Origin of the sequence: Caenimonas koreensis DSM 17982 (genome assembly GCF_009646335.1) — a bacterium.
Classification (GTDB): domain Bacteria; phylum Pseudomonadota; class Gammaproteobacteria; order Burkholderiales; family Burkholderiaceae_C; genus Ramlibacter; species Ramlibacter koreensis.
Map to the genome: position 1 here is coordinate 128,713 of NZ_WJBU01000010.1, position 20,301 is coordinate 149,013.

18 protein-coding genes are annotated in these 20,301 nt (G+C 63.4%); 10 read left to right on the forward strand and 8 right to left on the reverse strand.

The genetic code is table 11. The features are described from left to right. Together GHT07_RS11650 and GHT07_RS11655 are read left to right on the forward strand one after the other, a co-directional pair. Complete coding sequence (locus tag GHT07_RS11650; RefSeq protein ID WP_194792910.1) at positions 1–2,349, forward strand: GspE/PulE family protein; 2,349 nt, start codon at positions 1–3, stop codon at positions 2,347–2,349. Between the two features lie 89 nt (positions 2,350–2,438). Continuing rightward, the gene (locus GHT07_RS11655; protein WP_153585261.1) at positions 2,439–3,032 is read left to right on the forward strand and encodes a hemerythrin domain-containing protein; all 594 of its coding nucleotides are present in this window, start codon (positions 2,439–2,441) and stop codon (positions 3,030–3,032) included. A gap of 24 nt (positions 3,033–3,056) precedes the next feature. Here the strand turns inward: GHT07_RS11655 and GHT07_RS11660 are convergent, their stop codons facing one another. Continuing rightward, positions 3,057–3,461, reverse strand: coding sequence for a type II toxin-antitoxin system VapC family toxin (locus GHT07_RS11660; RefSeq protein WP_228488308.1), 405 nt, complete (start codon positions 3,459–3,461; stop codon positions 3,057–3,059). Continuing rightward, complete coding sequence (locus GHT07_RS11665; protein WP_153585262.1) at positions 3,461–3,673, reverse strand: AbrB/MazE/SpoVT family DNA-binding domain-containing protein; 213 nt, start codon at positions 3,671–3,673, stop codon at positions 3,461–3,463. Before GHT07_RS11665 ends, GHT07_RS11660 begins: the two co-directional genes overlap by 1 nt. 169 nt (positions 3,674–3,842) lie before the next feature. Between GHT07_RS11665 and GHT07_RS11670 the strand changes: the two genes are divergently transcribed. The 6 genes from GHT07_RS11670 to GHT07_RS11700 all read left to right on the forward strand — a co-directional run bounded on the left by GHT07_RS11670 (position 3,843) and on the right by GHT07_RS11700 (position 12,113). After that, positions 3,843–5,393: a Rieske 2Fe-2S domain-containing protein gene (locus GHT07_RS11670; RefSeq protein WP_153585263.1), complete on the forward strand. Its 1,551-nt coding sequence runs from the start codon at positions 3,843–3,845 to the stop codon at positions 5,391–5,393. Continuing rightward, on the forward strand, positions 5,390–6,391 hold the full coding sequence (locus GHT07_RS11675) for a PDR/VanB family oxidoreductase (RefSeq protein ID WP_153585264.1): 1,002 nt from the start codon (positions 5,390–5,392) through the stop codon (positions 6,389–6,391). The genes GHT07_RS11670 and GHT07_RS11675 overlap by 4 nt, the downstream gene beginning before the upstream one ends. Before the next feature lie 33 nt (positions 6,392–6,424). Further along, on the forward strand, positions 6,425–7,237 hold the full coding sequence (locus tag GHT07_RS11680; RefSeq protein ID WP_153585265.1) for a class II aldolase/adducin family protein: 813 nt from the start codon (positions 6,425–6,427) through the stop codon (positions 7,235–7,237). Positions 7,238–7,264: 27 nt separating this feature from the next. Continuing rightward, on the forward strand, positions 7,265–7,945 hold the full coding sequence (locus GHT07_RS11685) for a GntR family transcriptional regulator (protein ID WP_153585266.1): 681 nt from the start codon (positions 7,265–7,267) through the stop codon (positions 7,943–7,945). A 94-nt stretch (positions 7,946–8,039) separates the two neighbouring features. Beyond that, positions 8,040–9,992: a hypothetical protein gene (locus GHT07_RS11695; RefSeq protein WP_194792911.1), complete on the forward strand. Its 1,953-nt coding sequence runs from the start codon at positions 8,040–8,042 to the stop codon at positions 9,990–9,992. A gap of 162 nt (positions 9,993–10,154) precedes the next feature. Continuing rightward, complete coding sequence (locus GHT07_RS11700) at positions 10,155–12,113, forward strand: hypothetical protein (protein ID WP_153585269.1); 1,959 nt, start codon at positions 10,155–10,157, stop codon at positions 12,111–12,113. A 99-nt stretch (positions 12,114–12,212) separates the two neighbouring features. On the opposite strand, the gene GHT07_RS11705 is transcribed toward GHT07_RS11700, so the two are convergent. Next, positions 12,213–13,211, reverse strand: coding sequence for a Bug family tripartite tricarboxylate transporter substrate binding protein (locus tag GHT07_RS11705; protein WP_153585270.1), 999 nt, complete (start codon positions 13,209–13,211; stop codon positions 12,213–12,215). A gap of 146 nt (positions 13,212–13,357) precedes the next feature. Here GHT07_RS11705 and GHT07_RS11710 point away from each other — a divergent pair, with 146 nt between their 5' ends. Then, positions 13,358–14,308 carry an NAD(P)H-binding protein gene (locus GHT07_RS11710; protein WP_323740899.1) on the forward strand — a complete coding sequence of 317 codons (951 nt, stop codon included), beginning with the start codon at positions 13,358–13,360 and terminating at the stop codon, positions 14,306–14,308. On the opposite strand, the gene GHT07_RS11715 is transcribed toward GHT07_RS11710, so the two are convergent. The 5 genes from GHT07_RS11715 to GHT07_RS11735 all read right to left on the reverse strand — a co-directional run bounded on the left by GHT07_RS11715 (position 14,293) and on the right by GHT07_RS11735 (position 19,260). Next, positions 14,293–15,273 carry a YeeE/YedE thiosulfate transporter family protein gene (locus tag GHT07_RS11715; protein WP_153585271.1) on the reverse strand — a complete coding sequence of 327 codons (981 nt, stop codon included), beginning with the start codon at positions 15,271–15,273 and terminating at the stop codon, positions 14,293–14,295. The genes GHT07_RS11710 and GHT07_RS11715 overlap by 16 nt on opposite strands. Before the next feature lie 47 nt (positions 15,274–15,320). Continuing rightward, the gene (locus GHT07_RS11720) at positions 15,321–16,457 is read right to left on the reverse strand and encodes a patatin-like phospholipase family protein (protein WP_153585272.1); all 1,137 of its coding nucleotides are present in this window, start codon (positions 16,455–16,457) and stop codon (positions 15,321–15,323) included. 92 nt (positions 16,458–16,549) lie between these two features. Then, on the reverse strand, positions 16,550–17,023 hold the full coding sequence (locus GHT07_RS11725) for a cupin domain-containing protein (protein WP_153585273.1): 474 nt from the start codon (positions 17,021–17,023) through the stop codon (positions 16,550–16,552). Between the two features lie 76 nt (positions 17,024–17,099). Beyond that, a complete protein-coding gene (locus GHT07_RS11730) occupies positions 17,100–17,882 on the reverse strand; it encodes a 3-hydroxybutyrate dehydrogenase (protein ID WP_153585274.1) in 783 nt (260 codons plus the stop codon). A 13-nt stretch (positions 17,883–17,895) separates the two neighbouring features. Next, the gene (locus GHT07_RS11735; protein WP_323740900.1) at positions 17,896–19,260 is read right to left on the reverse strand and encodes an NAD(P)/FAD-dependent oxidoreductase; all 1,365 of its coding nucleotides are present in this window, start codon (positions 19,258–19,260) and stop codon (positions 17,896–17,898) included. A 111-nt stretch (positions 19,261–19,371) separates the two neighbouring features. On the opposite strand from GHT07_RS11735, the gene GHT07_RS11740 reads away from it, so the two are divergent. Next, the gene (locus GHT07_RS11740; protein ID WP_153585275.1) at positions 19,372–20,292 is read left to right on the forward strand and encodes a LysR family transcriptional regulator; all 921 of its coding nucleotides are present in this window, start codon (positions 19,372–19,374) and stop codon (positions 20,290–20,292) included. The last annotated feature ends 9 nt before the right edge of the window (positions 20,293–20,301 follow it).

Below are 20,301 nucleotides of genomic sequence, written 5' to 3' on the forward strand. Positions count from 1 at the left end.
ATGACGTGGCCCTTGCCGCCCGGCTGGCTGGCCGGCGTCGCCACCGCAGCCGGTGACGCCGTACCCGGCGGGCCCTGCAACGTTGAAATCGAGCGCCTGCAGGGCAACCGCGACGACGGCGTGCTCGCGGCGTGGGACGACCCCGGCCCGCGCCATGTGTTCGAGCTGGAGCGCGATGGCGAGACCGTCCGCATTCCTGTGGACGAGGTCCGCAAGGTCACGTTGCTGCAGACTGTCGAGCCCGGCGACGATGCGGCCAAAACGCCCCTGCAGGACTTCAACGTCGTCTATTCAGACGGCAAGGTGTTGTGCGGCCAGACGCATGGGTTTTTTCATCGCCGGCATTCCGGGCTGTACCTCTACCTGGTCGGCCCTGCAGGGCTGCGCGCAATCTGGCTGCCGCGCGGCGTGATTGCGGGGATGCATGTGGAGGCGGCCCATGCGCCTGTCGAGGCGCCCGCGACGGATATGCGCGGCCTTGCCGATCGCATCGAGTCTGCGCACCACCGGCCGGTCGCACGCCTGCCGCGCGCGCTGTTCGAGCTGGGCTTCATCGACGGTGCGACGCTGGCGCAATGGATGCTGCTGGAGGGCGACGCGCTTCGCGATGCGCTGGAAGACGCGCTGATGCGCCACCGGCTCACGCAGACGCAACTCGACCGTGCACAGGCGCGCTCGGCCGGCATGCCCGAAGTGGATGCGTCCGGCTTCGCCAGCTCCGCCGATGCCATTGACCGCTTGCCGTGGCCGATGGCTGCCAAGTACCGCGTGGTGCCGCTGGGCATCGTCGGCGAAGTGATGTACGTGGCAACCGCTTCGCCCGCAGACACCGCGCTGCAGCGGCGCGTTGCCGTGCAGGCGGGCTGCGACGTGGCATTTGCATGGTCGTCGCAACAGCTCATCGACGCGCGCCTGGCCCGGGAGGTCGAGGGCGCGGGCCAGGGCGGGCTGAGCGAGAAGGACATGATCATGTGGACGCCGCCTGCCAGCGGTGCGAATGCCACGCAGGACTTGCAGGAGCTGCTCACGTCGGCGCGCGATGAAGTGCGCGCGAGCGGCGGTGAAGTGCAGGGCACCATCATCGACGAGCGCTCGAGCGTGGTGCGGCTGGTCAAGCGGATGATTCTGGACGCCTACGAGCAGGAGGCCTCCGACATCCATATCGAAACGAATTCGCCTGCCGAACAGTCGCGCGTGCGCTTTCGCAAGGACGGCGACCTGGAGGACTACCTCAGCTTGCCGCCCGACTTGCGCTCGGCGCTCGTCTCGCGTATCAAGGTGATGAGCAAGCTCGACATCGCCGAGCGCAGGCGCCCGCAGGACGGCAAGATCAACTTCGCGGACTACGCCGGCATCAAGCTCGAACTGCGCGTGGCGATCCTGCCCACGCACGACAGCCTCGAAGACGTGGTGCTGCGCCTGCTGGCCACCACCCGGCCGATGCCGCTGGCCAAGCTCGGGTTTTCGGCGCGCGATGCATCGCTCGTGATGCAGCTCGCGCAGCGGCCCTATGGCCTGTTGCTGGCCTGCGGCCCTACGGGTTCGGGCAAGACGACCACGCTGCATTCGCTGCTCGCGCAGATCAATACCGACGCCCGCAAGATCTGGACGGCCGAAGACCCGATCGAAATTACGCAGCCGGGGCTGCGGCAGCTGCAGGTGAATCCGCGCATCGGCGTGACGTTTGCGTCTGCGATGCGTGCTTTCCTGCGGGCTGACCCTGATGTGATCATGATCGGCGAGATCCGCGACGAGGAAACATCGCGCATCGCCATCGAAGCTTCGCTCACGGGCCACCTCGTGCTGTCAACGCTGCACACCAACAACGCGGCAGAGAGCATCGTGCGCCTGCTCGACCTGGGCATGGACCCGATGAACTTCGCGGATTCGCTCGTCGGCATCGTCGCACAGCGGCTCGTGCGCAGCCTGTGCCCGGCGTGCAGGCAGGCCGAGCCGATGATGGATGCCGAGTTCACCCAGCTCATCGCGCTGTACTGCGAAGGCACACCCATCACACCGCAGGAGGGCCGCGAGAGGCTGCTGCACGCGGCAGGCCCCGCGGGGCCGCAGCGCTGGAGGCCCGTGGGCTGCACGGCATGCGGTGGCAAGGGCTACCGCGGCCGCATGGGTATTTACGAGCTGCTGGAAAACGGCCCGGGCGTGCGCAAGCTGATACAGGCCCGCGCATCGACTGCCAGCATCTTCAACGAAGCTGTGGCCTGCGGCATGCGCAGCCTCAAGCAGGACGCGCTCGAAAAGGCGCTCACCGGCGCGATCGACATGGCACAGGCCGGCACGGTGTTCGCACAGCCCAGCTCGCCGGCGCTGCAGGCCGGCGAGTTTGCTTGACCCATATCAAGTGCGGTTGAGCAGCGCTTCTCCAGAATGAACGGCGACCAGACGCGGGCCTGGAATGGCATGAGCCCGCTGGAGACCCCATGACGCACGACACGACCCAATCCATCCGTGAGCAGCATTCGTCCCTGGCTGCCGTGCTGCGCTCGCTCACGATGATGATCGCGCACGGCCCTGCCGACGAGCCGGACCGCTTCTTCGACGTGATGCGTGCGATGCTGTTCTATATCGACGAATTCCCTGAGCGGCTGCATCACCCGCGCGAGTCGAATGTGCTCTTTCCGCGGGTGCTGAAAGTCGCGCCCCAGCTGATGAACGTGATCGAGGCGCTGGAACACGATCACCTGGCCGGCGAGCAGCGCGTGCGTGACTTGCAGCATCTGCTGCTGGCGTGGGAGCTGCTGGGCGAGTCGCGCAGGCAGGCCTTCGAGCAGGCCGCGGCGCAGTACGTGCGCTTCTATCTCGACCACATGCGCGTCGAGGAAACGGAAGTGCTGCCGCTCGCCAAGCAGTTGCTCTCGCCCGAAGACTGGGCCCAGCTCAATGCCGCCTTCGACGCTGACCCGGACCCGCTCACCACGGTGAACCGGCAGCCAATTTACGACCGGCTCTTCAGCCGCATCGTGTTGGCGGCACCGTCGCCGGTGGGGGTGGGGCCGGCGTTCGGTCGGGCGTAGTCAACCCGCTTGCGGTTGGCCCTGTTAACTGTCGGTCTTCGCAAAGAGCGCCACGCCTTCCAGTCCCTCAAAGTGTGAATCGCAAGTCAGGAGCTGCGCGCCCACGTGGAGCGCCGTTGCATAGACGATGGCGTCGGCCGTCGCCAGCTTGTGTTCACGGTGCAGTTCAGCTGCACGCAGCGCGATCGCCGTGTCGAGCGCAACGATCTGGCACTTGCTGGTGTAGGCGATCACCTGGTCGGCTGCCTCCTCGCCGACTTCGCGCACCAGCCATTTCGACAATTCAAGCTGCACGATCGTCGGGACGATGCAGTGGTCAGTCGCGGGAATCTGCTGGCCCAGCTTCTTGCCAAGCGGGCTGGCGACGAGCCACTCGATCCACGCCGACGTGTCGACCACGCGCATTTGCAATCGCGGCGGCGTCGCCATCAGGTGCGGTCCTTGCGGTCGCGATAGCCGTCTTTGCGAGCGCCCCTGGCGATACCGGCCAGATCCTGGAGCGCGGGCACCGGCATGACCAGCACACCTTTGCCCTTGGGGACGAACACGAACTCCTGGCCGGCCTGCCAATGCTGCTCGTCGCGCACCTGCTTGGGAATGGAGATCTGGAACTTGCTGGAAAGAGTGGCTGTCGCTTGCATTTGTACCAATCCATGATCGATAAATAATTGGTAAGAATACATCATGCATTTGAACCGCTATGTCTTCCTTCAGCCAACGACGCCCCACGCCGGCCGCGGGTAATCCCTGATACGCAGGATCGCCTCATCTCCTAATCTCTGTATACAGAGTACAGAACACGGAGACAGCATGACCGCGCCCCAGGACAAGTTTGAAGACACGGCCAGCACAGGCGGCACCACCGCCCGAAAGCTCACGCCCTTTGGCGGCTACTTCACCAACAAGGAGCCCGGCCACGACAAGGAGCTGACGGAAGTCGGCCCGGGCACGCCGACGGGTGAGTACATGCGCCGCTTCTGGCACCCCGTCTGCATGACGATGGAGCTGACGGATACGCCGCGCTTCCTGAAGATCCTGGGTGAAGAGCTGGTGTGCTTTCGCGATCACAGCGGCCACATCGGCCTGCTGCATGCGCACTGCGTGCATCGCGGTGCATCGCTCGAATACGGAAAGATCCAGGAGCACGGCATCTCGTGCTGCTACCACGGCATGGTGTTCGATGTGGACGGCACGTGTTTGCGCGTGCCCTTCCCGGAAGGTGAAGAGGAAGAGGGCGAGCGCTATCGCTGCTCGATCCGCCAGGGCGCGTACAAGACCGTGGAGCATCACGGCCTGGTGTTCGCCTACATGGGCCCGCCCGACCAGGAGCCGCCGTTTCCCGAGTGGGAGGGCAACTTCACCGTGGCCGATGGCGACGAGCTGGTGCCTTACAGCAACTTCCAGCATTGCAACTGGCTGCAGGTGCAGGACAACTCGGCAGACAACTATCACACGATGGCGCTGCACGCGAAGGTGCAGGTGACCGGCGAGCATTACCAGGGCACCACGTTCGATGAAGTGGGCGCCGCCTCGATGGAAGTGCCGCCCGACATGCACTTTGTGCCGATCCATGGCGGCCGCGGCCTGGCCTGCTCGGGCGCGCGCCGCTCGGACGACGGCCACATGTACATCCGCGTGCAGCATCAAGTGCTGCCCAACCTCAGCCTGCATGCGTACACGTCGGAAGACGGCCACAAGAAAAAGCTGTTCGGCCGCTTCCACATGATCCGCTGGACGGTGCCGGTGGATGACGTCAACACGAAGATGGTGGGCTGGCGCGTGATGGGCCCGGGCATCGACACGCGCGGTGTCGGCGACAAGGCCCTGGTGGGTTACGAAACCATCGACTTCCTCGAAGGCCAGGTGGCCATGCGCAGGCCGCAGCGCTTTGGCGACTACAAGCTCGAAGACATGCCGCCCATTCCGGGTGATCACCGCGCACGCCCCAACTACAAGGACTGCCAGTACGCACCGGGCGACTACGAGGCGATCATCAGCCAGCGACCCATTGCGATTCACGCGCTGGAGAACCCGACGAAGTTTGACGCGGGCCTGTACATGTTCCGCAAGCTGTTGCGCGACGCGGTGCGCGGCACGAACCCGAAGGCCGGCCCGGAGCAATTCGCGGCGTGGCTGCGCGAGTGTGGCGGAGCACCCAACAGCTATTGCTCGGGCAATGTGTTCGAGCTGCCCGTGGGCCGCACCAAGGAAGAAGAAGTGACGCTGCGCCGCCATCTGGCGCGGCAAGTCGTGGCGATCCTCACGGAATCAGACACCTTGAAGGGCGCAGAGCGCGAAAGCTTTGTGAAGGCGAGGCTGGAGGTGCTGCAGCAGGACGTGCTCGCGCGGCGGCAGGCATGAGTGTTGCGCTGCCCGAAGCGTTGATCGATGTCGAGGCCGCGGCTGCGCCCTTGCTGCGTCTGCGCGTGCAGGCGATCCGCATGCAGGCGGAGGGCATCCACGCTTTTGAGCTGGTCGATGCGGATGGCACTGAACTTCCGCCCGTGGCCGCGGGCGCGCATGTCGATGTTCATTTGCGCGGCGGTCTCGTACGCTCGTATTCGCTCGCCGGCGACCCGGCGGACCGCACAACATGGACGCTGGGCGTACTGCGTGAAGCCAACGGCCAGGGCGGATCGAAAGCGATGCACGAGAGCGTGCGAGTCGGCGAGTTGCTGACGGTGAGCCATCCGCGCAATGCATTTGCGCTCATGCCGCAGGCCGCACACACAGTGCTGCTGGCCGGTGGCGTCGGCATCACGCCGATCAAGGCGATGGCGCATGCGCTGGCTGCTCAAGGCGCATCGTTCGAGCTGCATTACTGCGCGCGCACGCCGCGCCACGCAGCGTTCACGCGCGAGTTGCAGGCGATCGTGCCGCCGGGCAGGTTGCACTTCCACTTCGACAACGGCGTGCCGGGCCAAGGGCTCGACATTGCCGGCGTGCTTCTGAAACAAGCCGGTGGCGCACACCTGTACTACTGCGGCCCCGCCGGCTTCATGAAGGCATGCGCCGAGGCCAGCACACACTGGTCGCCGGGCAGCGTGCACTTCGAACACTTCAAGCCGCCGGAGCCTGCGCCCAGGGCGGTTGCAGATGGCAGCTTTGAAGTGCGCCTTGCACGCCGTGGCATCACATTGCCGGTGTTGCCAGAGCAGACCATCGTGCGGGCCATCGAGCTTGCGGGCTTTCGCGTGCCCACCTCGTGCCTGTCGGGCCTGTGCGGCTCGTGCAAGGTCAACTACCTCGAAGGCGAGGTGGAACACAACGACTACATCCTGAGCGACGAAGAAAAAACCCGCTGCCTCACGCTGTGTGTTTCGCGGGCCCGCAGCCCGATGCTTGTGCTTGATCTCTGAATTGCCAGTCACTTCTTCTTGCGAAAGAACATCATGCTCGACAAAGTCAAAAACCACTCGATCTACCAACCCACGCAACCCGGCCTCACGTTCCCGCAGGTGCCTGAGTTCGACAACTTTGAAGCAGATCGCCTGCACCGCAAGCAGCGGCTCGTGGCAGCGTGCCGCGCCTTCGCGATGGAAAAGCTCGACTATGGTTTTGCCGGCCACCTGACCATTCGCGACCCGGAGCATCCAGAGCTCTACTGGACCAACCCGATGTGCGTTCACTTCGCGCAAGTGAAGGTGTCCAACCTCATCCTCGCAGACCACAAAGGCCGCGTCGTTGAAGGCAACTACGCCATCAACCGCGCCGGGTTCGTTCTGCATGCGGCCGTGCATGAGGCGCACCCGGACATCGTTGCGATGTGCCACGCGCACACGGTGTACGGTACCGCGTTCGCTGCGCTGGGTCGCCCGCTCGATCCGATCTCGCAAGACGCGGCGGCCTTTTTTGAAGATCATGTCGTGATCAAGGACGAGGCGGGCCAGGTGGCGGTGGAAGAGAGCGCGGGCCTGGCCGTTTGCGACTGGTTCAAGGGCGTGAAAGCCGCCATCCACCAGAACCACGGACTGCTCACTGCCAGCCGCCACAGCATTGAAGCCGCGGCCTTCTGGTTCATTGCGCTGGAGCGCTGCTGCCGCCAGCAGTTGCTGGTCGAGGCCTCGGGGCACAAGCCCGTGATGGTGTCGCCGGAGCGCTCGCGCTACAGCCGCGAGCATGTGGGCTCGGAGTACATCGGCTGGCTGCACTTCCAGCCGATCTATGAGCACCTGGCGGCCACGCAGCCGGACATGTTCAACTAGGGGCCTGTATTCACAAGCCTTTCCTGCATGCGCCTGCAACCAGAAAATCTTCCGACCCGCAGCGACTTTGTCGAGACGGTTTACAACGTGTTGGTGCATGCCATCACCGACGGCTCGCTCGCGCCGGGTGAACGCATCACGCAGGAAGAAATTGCGGCGCAGCTGCATGTGTCGCGCTCGCCGGTGTTGCAGGCGCTGCGCCTGTTGAAGAAAGACGGCCTGATCGAAGACGCACCGGGCCGTGGTGTGCAGGTAGCGCCGCTGAACCCGCAGTGGGTGGGCAGCCTCTACGAAGTGCGTGGCGCGCTCGATTCGCTGGCTGCGCGGCTCGCTGCGCAGGCGCGGGCGAAGATTGATCCGGCCGTGATCGAGCAGGGCAGGCTCAGCACTCAAAGCGGCGACCTCAAACGCATCATCGACGCGGACATTGCTTTTCACCACGCGATCTACGCTGCGTCGGGCAACCCACTGATCGGCGAAAGTGCAGACCGCTATTGGGTGCACTTGCGCCGTGTGATGGGCGCCGTGCATCGCGGCACCTTGCAGCGCTCCGCTATCTGGGACGAGCACCAGGCCATCGCCGATGCGATTGCGCGTGGGGACGTGGCCCGCGCGGTGTTGCTCACCGAGCAGCACATCACGCGTGCCAAGACCAATCTGGTCGCCCAGCTCACGGACAAGCTGGCGCACGATATGGCCGGTGCATAGCACGTCCTGAGCGTCCAGGAGCTGCGCCATTGGTCTGCGGAACGAAGTAGTGCGGGCGGTTACTCAGGGCTGTCTACCTACTGGAGCGCATGCCTTGCCAGTGAAATCCGTTACGCCGATACGCACCTCATCACCTGCCTCGCGAGCATCGTGCGATGGCAAATCGCCAGTTGCCGGCGACAGGCCACTCGAACTGCCGCAGCCATTGACGCCGCAGGCCGATGGCCTTCCACCACTGCGGCTTCATGTCGCAGACGCTGCACCTGAACCGCAAGGTGCCAACGCAGACAAGGCGGCCAAAGCAGGCAATACAGAAAAGAACAGGGCAAAAAAGCAGCGCCAGAAGGCAAACAAGGCGAGCATGGCGAACCGGCCGCTAGCCAAGCTGAGCGCGCAGGTGGCGGAGTGCTCTGCATCCGCAGGTTCCCGACGCCGCTTTCTCATGACGAGCGCAGATGGAGAACTCACTTTCTCAGACCGGTTCCTGGAGTTTTCTGAAGCTCAGAAACTAAAGAACCACTTGATTCGCGTCGTACAAGATGAACTGCTGTTCGCCACTCGCCACCTGCCCTTCGCGCAGCGGTGGGCGCTGAACTATGAGCACTCGAGGCTTGCCAAGGTTTTGGTCTACGAATTCGCCGAAACAGACCCTGCGTTCACGCGCGTGGGGGCAAAAGAGCTGCTCGTGCAAATCGGGGATGCGGTAACCCTTCAAGATCCCGCTGCGGTGGAAAAGCGCTGCCAGCGCATGAAGCTCGTGAGCCGCGCCATGGCCGACAAACGTATCCTGTACGGACAAGCACGGATCATGCATCTGTTCACTTGCATGGTTGAGGCAATCGATAGCCTCTTGGTGGAACCGCAGCCCGAACCCCGCCCGATAGGGCCGATCCATTCGCGAAGCGACATCGACGCACTTTTTTCATTTGCGATGGATGAGACCGCGTGGGATGTCGCTGAGACTTGCGCAGTCCACATTTCGAACCTGGTCCAGCTCGTCTGCCTTGCCCGCCGGGATTTCGACGTGGCGCAGTATCTGATGGAGTTTGCCATCCAGTTGCCTGAGGTCGCGGCAAATCAGGACGAATCAGAGATTCTGGAAACCCTGTCGGTGGGGTTGCTGGTTTTGCAGTCGCCTCAATTCCTGCGCAAGCTTGTCGTGACCCAGGAGGAACTCAAGTGGATCCAGGCTCATATTGCAGTGCTCGTCGGATATCTGGGTGAGTCTATGACGGTGGATCAAGCGCACCGTCAACAAATTCGTCCGAGTCACTTCAATCGAGGCGCTACGGTCGAGCGTGTTTCCATGCCGTTCATAGAGACAGATCGGGGCAAAAATCTTGCAGCCAAATTGCTGGAAATGACGCGATGCTTGACCCTCGTCAATGACGCAGAAACCCGCATCGAAAAATTGGTTGAATTGGAGCAGAGCCTTCAACGTGTCGATTCGCAGATTGACTTTGAAGGAATGCCTCTGGACGAATTGCTGGACGCGTTCGTTCCCCAAACACGCCAACAGAGCGATGTGACGCATCTACACGAGCCCAGATTGCTGGCGTATGTTGACGGCGCGCCGGGTGGTGAAGAGGCAGACGGCAAGGCGCCGCCCGCTGTAGAGGCGCTTGCTGCTGCCGGGTCGGCGGATGCCGGGCAAGCACCGGCACTGGCGCCGGAAGAGACCCTGGAATATTGGCTAGCCAAATGGCAGGCGCTCAAGCGCAAATACCCAGGCAGGAGCGGCCCGGGTGCTGCGAGCAGGACGCAGCCTTCGCAGCCAGAACAACAGGCCGAGGTGAAATACGCTGGCCCGACCGCCAGTGCCGTGTCTGCATCCGAGCCTGACTCCAGAAGCAAGCAGCCGGGGTCAAAGCCGCGAGCCAGTGGTTACCAGCATCATCTGCCCAAAGCAGACAAACACTTGCCCAACACCGTCAGCAAGGCGCGGATGAAGGCGATCTTCGAGCGCAAAGGCAAGAAGTACACGCCGGAAATGCGTCGCAAGGCCCTGGAGCGGATTCGCGAACAAACTGTTCAGGTCGTCGACTGACCCGCTCGCCTCAGTTGTCCGGCTTGATCTGCGCACACGCGACGATTTCCGAAATGGCGAATGCGCAGCACGCCCTGAACGTCCAGGCGCTCCGCCATTGGTCTGCGGAACGAAGTAGTGCGGGCGGTCACTCAGGGCTGTCTACCTACTGGAGCGCATGCCGTGCAAGTGAAATCCGTTACGCCGATACGCACCCCATCAACTACCTCGCGAGCATCGTGCGATGGCAAATCGCCAGTTGCCGGCGACAGGCCGCTCGAACTGCCGCAGCCTTCGACGCCGCAGACCGATGGCCTTCCACCACTGCGGCTTCATGTCGCAGACGCTGCGCCCGGACCACAAAGCGCCAACGCAGACGAAGCAGCCAGAGCAGCCAAGGCGGCGAAAAACAGGGCAAGTAAGGTGCGCAAGAAGGCGGCAAAGGAGCGACTGGCGCAAAGGCCACTAGCAAAGCTGGCCGCGCTGGTGGACGAAACCGCGGGGCACCCTGGCCCCCACTTTCTCACGGTAAACGAGCATGCGGAGTTCGCCTTCAAGCCTGAGTTTTCGGCCGAGCATGACTATGAGCCTCTGCGCGACTGCCTGATTGCCACCATCCGCAATGAGTTTGTTTTCGCAAGGCGTCACCTTCCGTTCGCGCAGCAATGGGCGTTGAGCGATGAAGGTATCGTGCTTTCCGAGATCATGGCCGACGATTTCTTATTGAATGGCTTTGACGTGAAAGCTACAAATTCGCTGCTCGCGGATTTTAAGAAGGCGGCACGCCTTCAAACTCCCCGCGAGTTGCATGAAGTTTGGGGGGGACTGGTGCAGACCGATGCCGAACTTTGTCGGCTCGAAAGCTGGCTAGACTCCTTGCACCTGCAACGCCGGATTGGTTTGTTTACGATCGTGGTTGGAGGTATTGACGGCGTTCTTAAAAATGTGGCTATCGACGGCCCACCGATCGGGCCGATTGGCTCGCAAAGTGACGTCGATGCAATCTTTTCGTTTGTCCTGAAACCGGGTAAATCCATCACGGCTGCTGAAATTCAAGGGCACATATTCCAGGTTGCTCAACTCATCAGGCTGGCCAAGCGCGATACCGATGTGGCGCGGTACCTGCTGAAGTTTGCCTGTCAACTGCCTGATGTGGCGGCAGACCAGGAAGAAGCCGAGCTCCTGGAACTCTTGTGTGTGGCGCTGGTGGTATCACTGCCGGGCGCGCTGTTGCGTGAGCTTGTGGTGACGCAGAACGATCGCAAGTGGATCGAGGCTCATATCTTTGCTTTGGTCGGAGCTTTGCGTGACGTCACCTGGTGCGACTTCTCAATTGATGATGAAGATATAGAGATCGGTTTGCGCCGGGCGGACTTTGTTGGCACCAAATGCAGCGAGTACATCCAAACAGCACAAGGACAAGCTGTGGCCAGGAAGCTGTTGGCTGCTGTTGAAAACTTTACGGTCATACAAGACTGGGATCGCCGCATCGAACAACTCGTCAACCTGGAGGAAGAGCTGCATACCCTCGATTCGACGATCGACTTTGCCGAGATGCCCCTCGTCGAATTGCTGCAAACATTCGTTCCGCAAACGCGCCAAGAATCTGCTGTGACGCATTTGCCCGAGAGCAGAGCGTTGACTTTTTCGGGTGATGCCAAGGATGGTGCCTCGCCAAGTGGGCAAGAGGCAGGCGGCAAGACACCACCCGCAGTGCAGGCTGTGGCTGTGGCTGGGTTGCCAGAAGCCGCGCACGCACCGGCACTGGCGCCAGAAGAGACCTTGGCACATTGGCAGGCCGTATGGATGGCGTTCAAAGGCAAGCATGCGGCATGCGCTAAAGCCGTTGCTGCGCGCCAGGCGCAGCCGCCGCTACCTGATCTTGGGGGCGAGATGAAACATGAAGGTTTGCCAGCCGGTGCCGGGGCTGCATCCGATTCCGGACGCAGGCAGCCGGGCTCCAGGCCGCGGCCGACCGGCTACAACCACCATCTGCCCACAGGTGACAGACACCTGCCCAAGGCGGTTGTCAAAGCGCGGATGCAGGCCATCCTCGAGCGCAAGGGTGCCAAATACACCAAGGGAATGCGTGACGAGGTGCTGGAGCGCATCCATGCAAAAACGGTGGAAGTCGCTGACTGACTCGCTCACCGGGCCGCAGCAAGACCTGCCGTCCTGACCACTGCCAGCGGCAGGCTCGCCATCTCAAGGCGGTGATTGACTGCGTTTTGTTTGCCGCCCTCAGTTGTCCGGCTTGATCTGCGCACGCGCAATCACGGGCTTCCACCTGGCTTGTTCCGCACGGATGAACGCAGTGAACTCGGCGCGTGTGCCGCCCACGGCAATCGCTGTTTCCTGGCCCAGTTTGTCCACAGTCGTGCGCGAGCGCACCGCCTTGATGGCTTCGGCTTCCAGTTTGTCGAGATGCTCTTTGGGCAGCTTGGCTGGCGCCATCAGGCCGTACCACTGCGTCATCTCGAAATTCTTGTAGCCCTGCTCGGCCACCGTGGGCACATCGGGCAACTGGGCCAGCCGCGCTGAGCTGCCCGTCGCAATGCAACGCAGCTTGCCCGCCTTGATGAATTGCAGCAGCGCGGGCGCGCCCACCGATGCGGCTTGCAGGCGGCCCGCCATCAGGTCAGTAAGCATGGGGCCCGTGCCGCGATACGGCACGTGGACCATGAACATGCCCGATGCCATCTTCAGGTATTCCATCGCGAGGTGTCCGGCGCTGCCGTTGCCGGCCGAGCCGTAATTCAGCTGGCCCGGTTTCGATCTGGCATACGCGACGAATTCCTTCAGGTCTTTCACAGGCAAGTCGGGGTGCACGACATACAGGCTCGGCACTTTGGAGATGAGCGTGATCGGCGCGAAGTCTTTTTCGGCGTCGTAGGGCAGCTTGGGAAAGATGTAGGGGTTCACGGCCAGCGTGCCGATGTGGCCGAGCACCAGCGTGTGGCCGTCAGTGGAGTTCGCTACTTCCTGCATGGCGATGTTGCCTGCGGCGCCGGGCTTGTTGTCCACGAACACGTTCTGCCCGATGGACTTCGACATCTCGCCGGCGATCGCGCGCGCAACGATTTCCGAGCTGCCGCCCGGTGCGAACGGCACGATGAGGCGCAGTGGCCGGTTGGGCCATGCATCAGCGGCGCGCGCTGCGAGCACGGGCGACAGCGCCATGCCTGCAGCGGCAGCTTGCGCCAGCCAGTCGCGGCGCGAGATCGGGTGGTTCTGGTTCATGTCTTGTCTCTTCGTGAAGTGCGGGGCCGGCGTCGCGCCGGAGGGGTCATTGCGCTTCAAATCATAGTAGGGCCGGTGCAAGGTCCTGTAGGCTCTAACCCGTGGAAATGCACAACCCATCGCAGCCCCCAGTCCGGCGACGCCGCGTGCTCCTGCTCGGCGCCACCGGCACCATCGGCCGCGCCACCGCGCGCGCATTGGTGCGGCATGGGCACGAGGTGGTCTGCCTGGTGCGCCAAGGCCGCGCAGAGTTCGTGTTGCCCGGCGCGCAGGTGCGCCACTGCGATGTGACCGACGCGGCTTCGTTCACCCGCGACGGCTTGCGGGGCGAGCAGTTCGACACGCTGGTCTCTTGCCTCGCATCGCGCACGGGGGCGCCTGCGGATGCGTGGGCCATCGATCACCGCGCGCATGTCGATGCGCTCGCTGCTGCGCGCAGCGCAGGCGTCACGCAAATGGTGCTGCTCTCGGCGATCTGCGTGCAAAAGCCGTTGCTGGCCTTCCAGCAGGCCAAGCTCGCCTTCGAAGCCGAACTGATTGCATCAGGCCTGGTGTATTCCATCGTGAGGCCCACTGCTTTTTTCAAGTCGCTCTCGGGGCAGGTTGAGCGCGTGCGCAGCGGCAAGCCTTTCCTGGTGTTCGGCGACGGCACGCTCACGGCCTGCAAGCCGATCAGCGACGACGACCTCGCCGAATACCTGGCCGCATGCGTGCACGACACCAGCCTGCACAACCGCATCCTGCCCATCGGCGGGCCGGGCCCCGCGATCACGCCACGTGAGCAGGGCGAACACTTGTTCCGCGCACTGGGAAAGCCGCCGCGCTTCAAGCATGTGCCGGTGCGTTTGCTCGACACGATCATTGCCGTGCTCAGCGCGCTGGGCCGCGTCGTGCCCGCGCTGGCAGCCAAGGCAGAGCTTGCACGCATAGGCCGCTACTACGCCACGGAGTCGATGCTGGTGTGGGATGCGCAGGCGGGCCGCTACGACGCCGATGCCACGCCATCGACGGGCAAGGACACGCTGTTCGATTTCTATGACCGGTTGGCGATGGGCCGCGAGGCCGCGCCGGACCGCGGGGATCACGCGGTCTTCTGACTGCCTCTGAATTTCCTCAGGAATGTGTCGAACGACATGGCGGCAGCGATCGTCGTGAACATGGTGGCAAACGCCAACCATGCGTAAGGGTGCAGCAGCGGGATGCCGATCAGGATGAGTCCGTCGTTCGAGCCGGGAATCAACAGGCTGCCCCATCCCATCACGACTCCACCGGCAAAGCACTGGAGCACTTGCCGTGCCGACACGCGTATGGATTGCCAGCGTCCCGCCGTCAGGCCGCCGGCCAGCGAACCGGCGTAGAGTGCAATCAACAGCAGCACAGGCATCGCCAAGCGGACTGACGCGCTATCCATGGCTCGTGCCAGATCGGCGAGGACGTCGGTGTAGGCCCAGCGGCCCGCCAGCAGGAACGTCACGATGAAACTGACACCGATCACCACGGTGGCGGCGTGTGGCGTCCAGACTCGCTGGCCCAACCAGTCGAAGCGATCGGGCCTGCGTAGCGCAAGCAGGCCCGGGCGCAGGCGCCAAAGCACGAATCCCACGAAGATCATCGCCAGCAGCGCCGACGCCTGGAACAGGGGTGACGTGTCAGGCAGTGCACTGGCCATCGGCCGCGAGAAGAGCCGCATCTCGCTGAGACAGCCAGCGTAGAAGCCGACGGGCGTGGCTGCATAGGCCCACTCGCCCGAGCCCAGGCGCGCCACGGCACCGAAGACGCAGGCTTTGTTCACCCATGCGCCGAGGCCGAGCAAAGCGGCCCCCATGACTGTCCAGGCGCTGACGGCATAGCCAGCGGGCATGCTGCCTGCCAGGTGCGCCAGCTGTGCGAGCGCCAGCCCACCAGCCACCCACAGCGAGGCTTCCAGCATCGCGACCAAACGATGCGCACGGCGCCTGGTGAGCACTTCGTCGACCGCAGCGACGGTGCAGGTGGCACCCCGCTGGATGGCGAATCCCATCACGCCCACGCACAGCATGGACACCAGCCAGGCCACAGTCATTCTGGCGCGCCGAAGACAAGTGTGTTGTGCGTATGCATGGCGCAGGCTCAGCGATGTTCAACCACGCCCTCGATGGGATCGGTCGGCTCGCGCCAGGGCGAGCGTTCGACCATGCGCCGGGTGTCGGCGTAACCGGCCTCGCGCCGTGCTTTCACGCCGCCAGGTGTGAAGTCGATGTCCTTCGTGTGGTCCTCGCTCTCCAGCCGTGGCGCCAGCAGATGGGCGACGTGCATGGTCGTGCCGCAGCCCCACGACGCCAGCTCCTTGACCGCAGGATCGGCTTGCCTGCTGGCCGGCAGATGCTGCGTCAATTGGCGGATCACGTGGCGCAAGCGGTGAATCTGCTTTTGTCGTGCGATGTGGCTGTCGGCCCGGCTGGCGAACTGGATGTCTTTTTGTCGCCCCATGACCTGCCAGATCGACTCAGGCTCCGGCGCGGTCTGGTGCCAGACGTTGACGGCGAAGATCAGCGAGTCGCGCCGCGGGCGGTCGTCCAGGACGGCTTCGATCGGCGTGTTCGAGTAGATGCCGCCGTCCCAGTAAGGCTCGCCGTCGATGCGCACCGCCGGGAAAGCAGGTGGCAGCGCACCTGATGCCATCACATGCTCGACGCACAACGTCTCGCGACGGCTGTCGAAGTAGCGCATGGCGCCGCTGCAAGCATTGACCGCACCTATCGTCAGCCGTGTTGGCCCGCCTTCCAGGCATTTGAATTCCACCAGCTCGTTCAGTGTCCGGCGCAGCGGCTCGGTGCTGTAGTAGGCGGCAGATTCCACTCCGACGTTGGCTCGTGTGCCGCGAAAGGCTGCCAGGTTGGGCTCGAAAAACGCCGGGATGCCGCGCATCACCGTGGTCATGTTGGCCATCCAGTTGCCCATGCCCAGCCAGTCCAGCGGGCCGGCAATCGTGCCTTGCTGTTCAACGTGCTTCCAGAACGCATTGAGGCGCGCCATGCGTACATCCACTGGATTGCCGGCGATCAAAGCGGCATTGATGGCGCCGATCGATGTGCCGATGACCCACGCTGGTTCGATGCCTGCGTCGTGCAGCGCCTCGTAGACGCCAACCTGGTAGGCACCCAGGGCGCCTCCGCCCTGCAGCACAAGCACCACCTCGCCTGGCAGGCCGGACTGCGGGTCCGCGCGGCGGCGGCTTGCGGCAGGAGTAGCTGGGGTCTTTTTCATTGTGAGTCTTCTCGATTCCATGGTTGGCTGGGCATAGCGGCCCTCTATCGGCCTGTGTCGGCATAGGGCAGTCGGCGGCGCATGGCCTGGGCTTACATCATCTTTTCCATCGTCGCGGGCTTCTTGTCATTGACGATGTCGCCGATGGTCAGGTCGACTTGCACCGAGCCGGTGTTCTTCCACCAATGCTTCGTGCCCATGAACTCACGCGCGGTTTCGCCAGCCTTGTGCAGGATGGGGACCGCGCACTTGCTGTTGTATTCGTAGATCTCGCCGCTGTTGACCATGATCAGCGCGGGCCGGTCCTCGTGACTGTGCATGGGCACGATGCCACCGGGTGCAATGGTCATGTGGCGCAGGCGCAGGCGGCGCTGCTCGAGCTTGACGTTTTCGCGGGCCAGGTCGATGGAGGCGAGTTCGGTGTCGACAACGCCAACCGGCGCGGTCGGTGCACCGGGCAGGTCGTTGGCCGCAACCTTGTCGGCCGGGCATACGCCTGCGTGTGCGGCGCCGGCAAGCGCAAGTGCAGCGGCGAGGGTGATCTGGCGAAAAGTCGATTGGTTCATGGGGAGTTCTCCGTTGGGGGTTGGCGGCAAAAGCCGGTTGATGAAACGTGTGGTGAGAGCCGTACAGCGCAATGCTTCAGTGCGCCGTCCAGCCGCCTTCGATGGGAAGTACGGCGCCGGTGATCGAGGCAGCGTCGTCTGTGCACAGGAAGCAGGTCAGTGCTGCGACCTGTTCGACCGTCACGAACTTCCTGGTCGGTTGCGCGGCAAGCAGCACATTGCGAATGACTTCGTCCTGGCTGATGCCACGTGCCTTCGCGGTATCGGGGATCTGCAGTTCGACCAGCGGCGTCAGGACGTAGCCGGGACACACGGCGTTGACGGTGATGCCGAGTTCGGCCACCTCCAGTGCCACCGTCTTGGTAAAGCCAGCCACGCCGTGTTTGGCAGTGACATAGGCTGATTTGTACGGGCTGGCGACCAGGGCATGTGCGGAGGCGATGTTGACGATCCGGCCGAAGCCCTTTTTCTTCATCGCGGGCAGCGCCAGCCGTGTGGTGTGGAAGCCGGCCGACAGATTGATCGCGAGGATCGCGTACCACTTGTCGACCGGGAAGGCATCGACCGGTGCGACATGCTGGATGCCGGCGTTGTTGACCAGCAGGTCGACGCAGCCGAACTCCGACAAGGCAGCGCCCATCATGGCTTCGATGGCGTCAGGGCGGCTCATGTCAGCGCCGTCGTAGCGCACCTGCACGTCGTAGAGTTCGGCGAGCTCGTCCTTCAGTCGCGCCATGGCGCCAGCCTCGCCGAAACCATTGAGGATGACGTTCGCGCCCTGTGCGGCCAGGCTGCGGGCAATACCCAGGCCAATGCCCGAGGTCGAGCCGGTGACGAGGGCGGTCTTTCCGATGAACATGGTGAGGTGCTCCTTAAGTTTTCGGGATGGGGGCCGGATGGGCTGGCACACGCTGGTCCAGCGGCGCGTCGACGCCTGCGGTACGGGTGAAGCGCAAGTGGGTGATGTCAGCGGGGAAAAACAGGCTCCAGGTCCACTCCACCCAGATGCGCAACTTGCGCCCCGGTGTGGGCATGCGCATCAGGTAATAGGCGCGCCAAAGCATCCAGGCCGGCAGTCCGGTCAACGCAATGCCAAACACCTGGGCCACGCCCTTGTGGTGTCCGGTCGTGGCCATCATTCCCCTGGATCGGTGCCTGAACGCCAGTGTCACGCGGCCGTCAATGTGGGCGATGAGATTGCGCGCGAGGTGCTCGGCCTGTGCGATGGCAAACTGCGCCGTAGGAGGGCAGGGCCGTCCGTCGGCGGCGTTGACCGTTGCTGCGCAATCTCCAATGGCCCACAGGCCCGGCACGCCGGCGACCCGCCCGTTGGGCGCAGTCACGATGCGGCCGCGCAGTGTTTTCACAGCAAGTTGCTCGACCAGCGGATTGGCGCTGGTGCCGATCGTGCAGACGACCGTGTTGGCCGCCAGCCAGGTACCGTCGTCCAGTTCAACGCCGTGTGCATCGACGCGCGCAGCGCGTGTGCCCAGGCGAACGTCCACCCCGCGCAGCCGCAGCGAGGAAGCAGCGACCTTGCCCAGGCGGGCAGGCAGTTCCGGCAGCAGGCAATCGGTATCGTGCAGCAGCGAGATTCGCAGCTCGTCTGCGTTGACGCGGCGATAGGAACGGCGTGCGCTACGGATGAAGTCTGCAATGGCCCCCGCCACTTCAACACCGGAAAAACCACCTCCAATGACAACGAAGTGGCCCAGCGAGCGCCGCCGGTGTTCGTCGCTGACCAGCTCCATGTGCGCCAGCCGCTGCAGCAACTGGTTGCGGATGTGCATCGCATCGCCAACGAGCTTGAGCGGCAACGCGTATTCGGCGAGGCCGGGGATGATGCTCAGATTGGCGCGTTGGCCAAAGGCGAGCACCAGGTGATCGAACGCGATCTCGAGCGGACCTGCCAGCGTCGAGCACACCAGAACCTGCATCGCGGTGTCCACGTGCTGGACGCGACCCATGATGAAGCGCGTTGCGGGCACGATCTCGCGAATCGGCACGATCACATGCTCGGGAAATATTGCCGCTCCCACAACTTCGGCCAGCATCGGATTGAAAGTCGTGTAGCTCTCTTCGCTCACCAGCACGACCTGCCAGCCTGCGCGCAAGCGATTCTGGATGGCACGCGCCAGCGTCGTGCCGGCGAAGCCGCCGCCAGCGATTGCTATGGTCTTGATGATGGGTGCCTGTGTGTGCATGGCTTGCTTGAGGAAGAGGGCAAGCGTAGGCACCGATCGCGACTTGTGGAAATCACAAGTATTCATTGCCTGATCTGTGCCGGTTATGGCGTTGGCGTTCGATCGTTGTAAGAATCGGCCAGCCTTCCCGACAGAGAGCGACGTATGGAGCTCTACCAGATTCGCTATTTCCTGGCCGTAGCAGAAACGCTGAACTTCACACGGGCGTCGGAGCGATCATTCGTATCGCAGCCGGCCCTGACCAAAGGAATCCAGCGGCTGGAGGAAACGATAGGCGGGCGCCTCTTTGACCGCACGAAGAGCGCCGTGCAGCTGACCGAACTGGGCCGCCGCATGCTGCCGAATTTCAGCCAGATCTACGAGACGGCGAATCACGCGCGCAGTGAGGCGCGGCGGCTGGTGCGGGCGCAAAAGGAGGTCGTGCGCGTCGGGGTGATGTGCACCATCGATTTCCACCAGGTCCTGCCGGGCTTTGTCGAGAGCCAGGAGGGCCGCAGCGAGGTCGAGCTGAGTTTTCGGGAAGGCAATCTCGAGGCGTTGTCCGATGCGCTCGACGAGGGCGATGTCGACGTGGGCATCATGTGCTCACCCTACGAAATACCCAAGCGATTCACCGCCATGCCGCTATTTCGCGAGGAGTATGTACTGGCCATCGGTGACGATCACCGTTTCAGCGGGCGCACGAGTATCGACATGACCGAATTGCAGCGCGAGCGTTACTGCGAACGTGTGATGTGCGAGTTCTCGACGTACATCGAACGCCTGCTGCGGGACCAGAACGTTGTTGTGGAAGTTGTGCAGCAATCGTCTCGCGAGGACTGGATACAGGCCTTCGTGCGAGCGAACTTCGGCGTGGCCTTCATGCCCATCTCACTGGCCCGGGCAGCCCGGCTGGCCTACGTGACCATGACTGGCGTGCCGATCGTGCGGGAGGTCAATGTGTTGACGCATGCCGAGCGGCCAACGAGCACCGCGCAGCGCGCCGTCATCGACTCGCTGGTGGCCTATGGCTGGGGACGCGGATCGGCTGGGCCACCTGAAGGCTCCAGTGCTGACGATGCATAGGAAATTCAG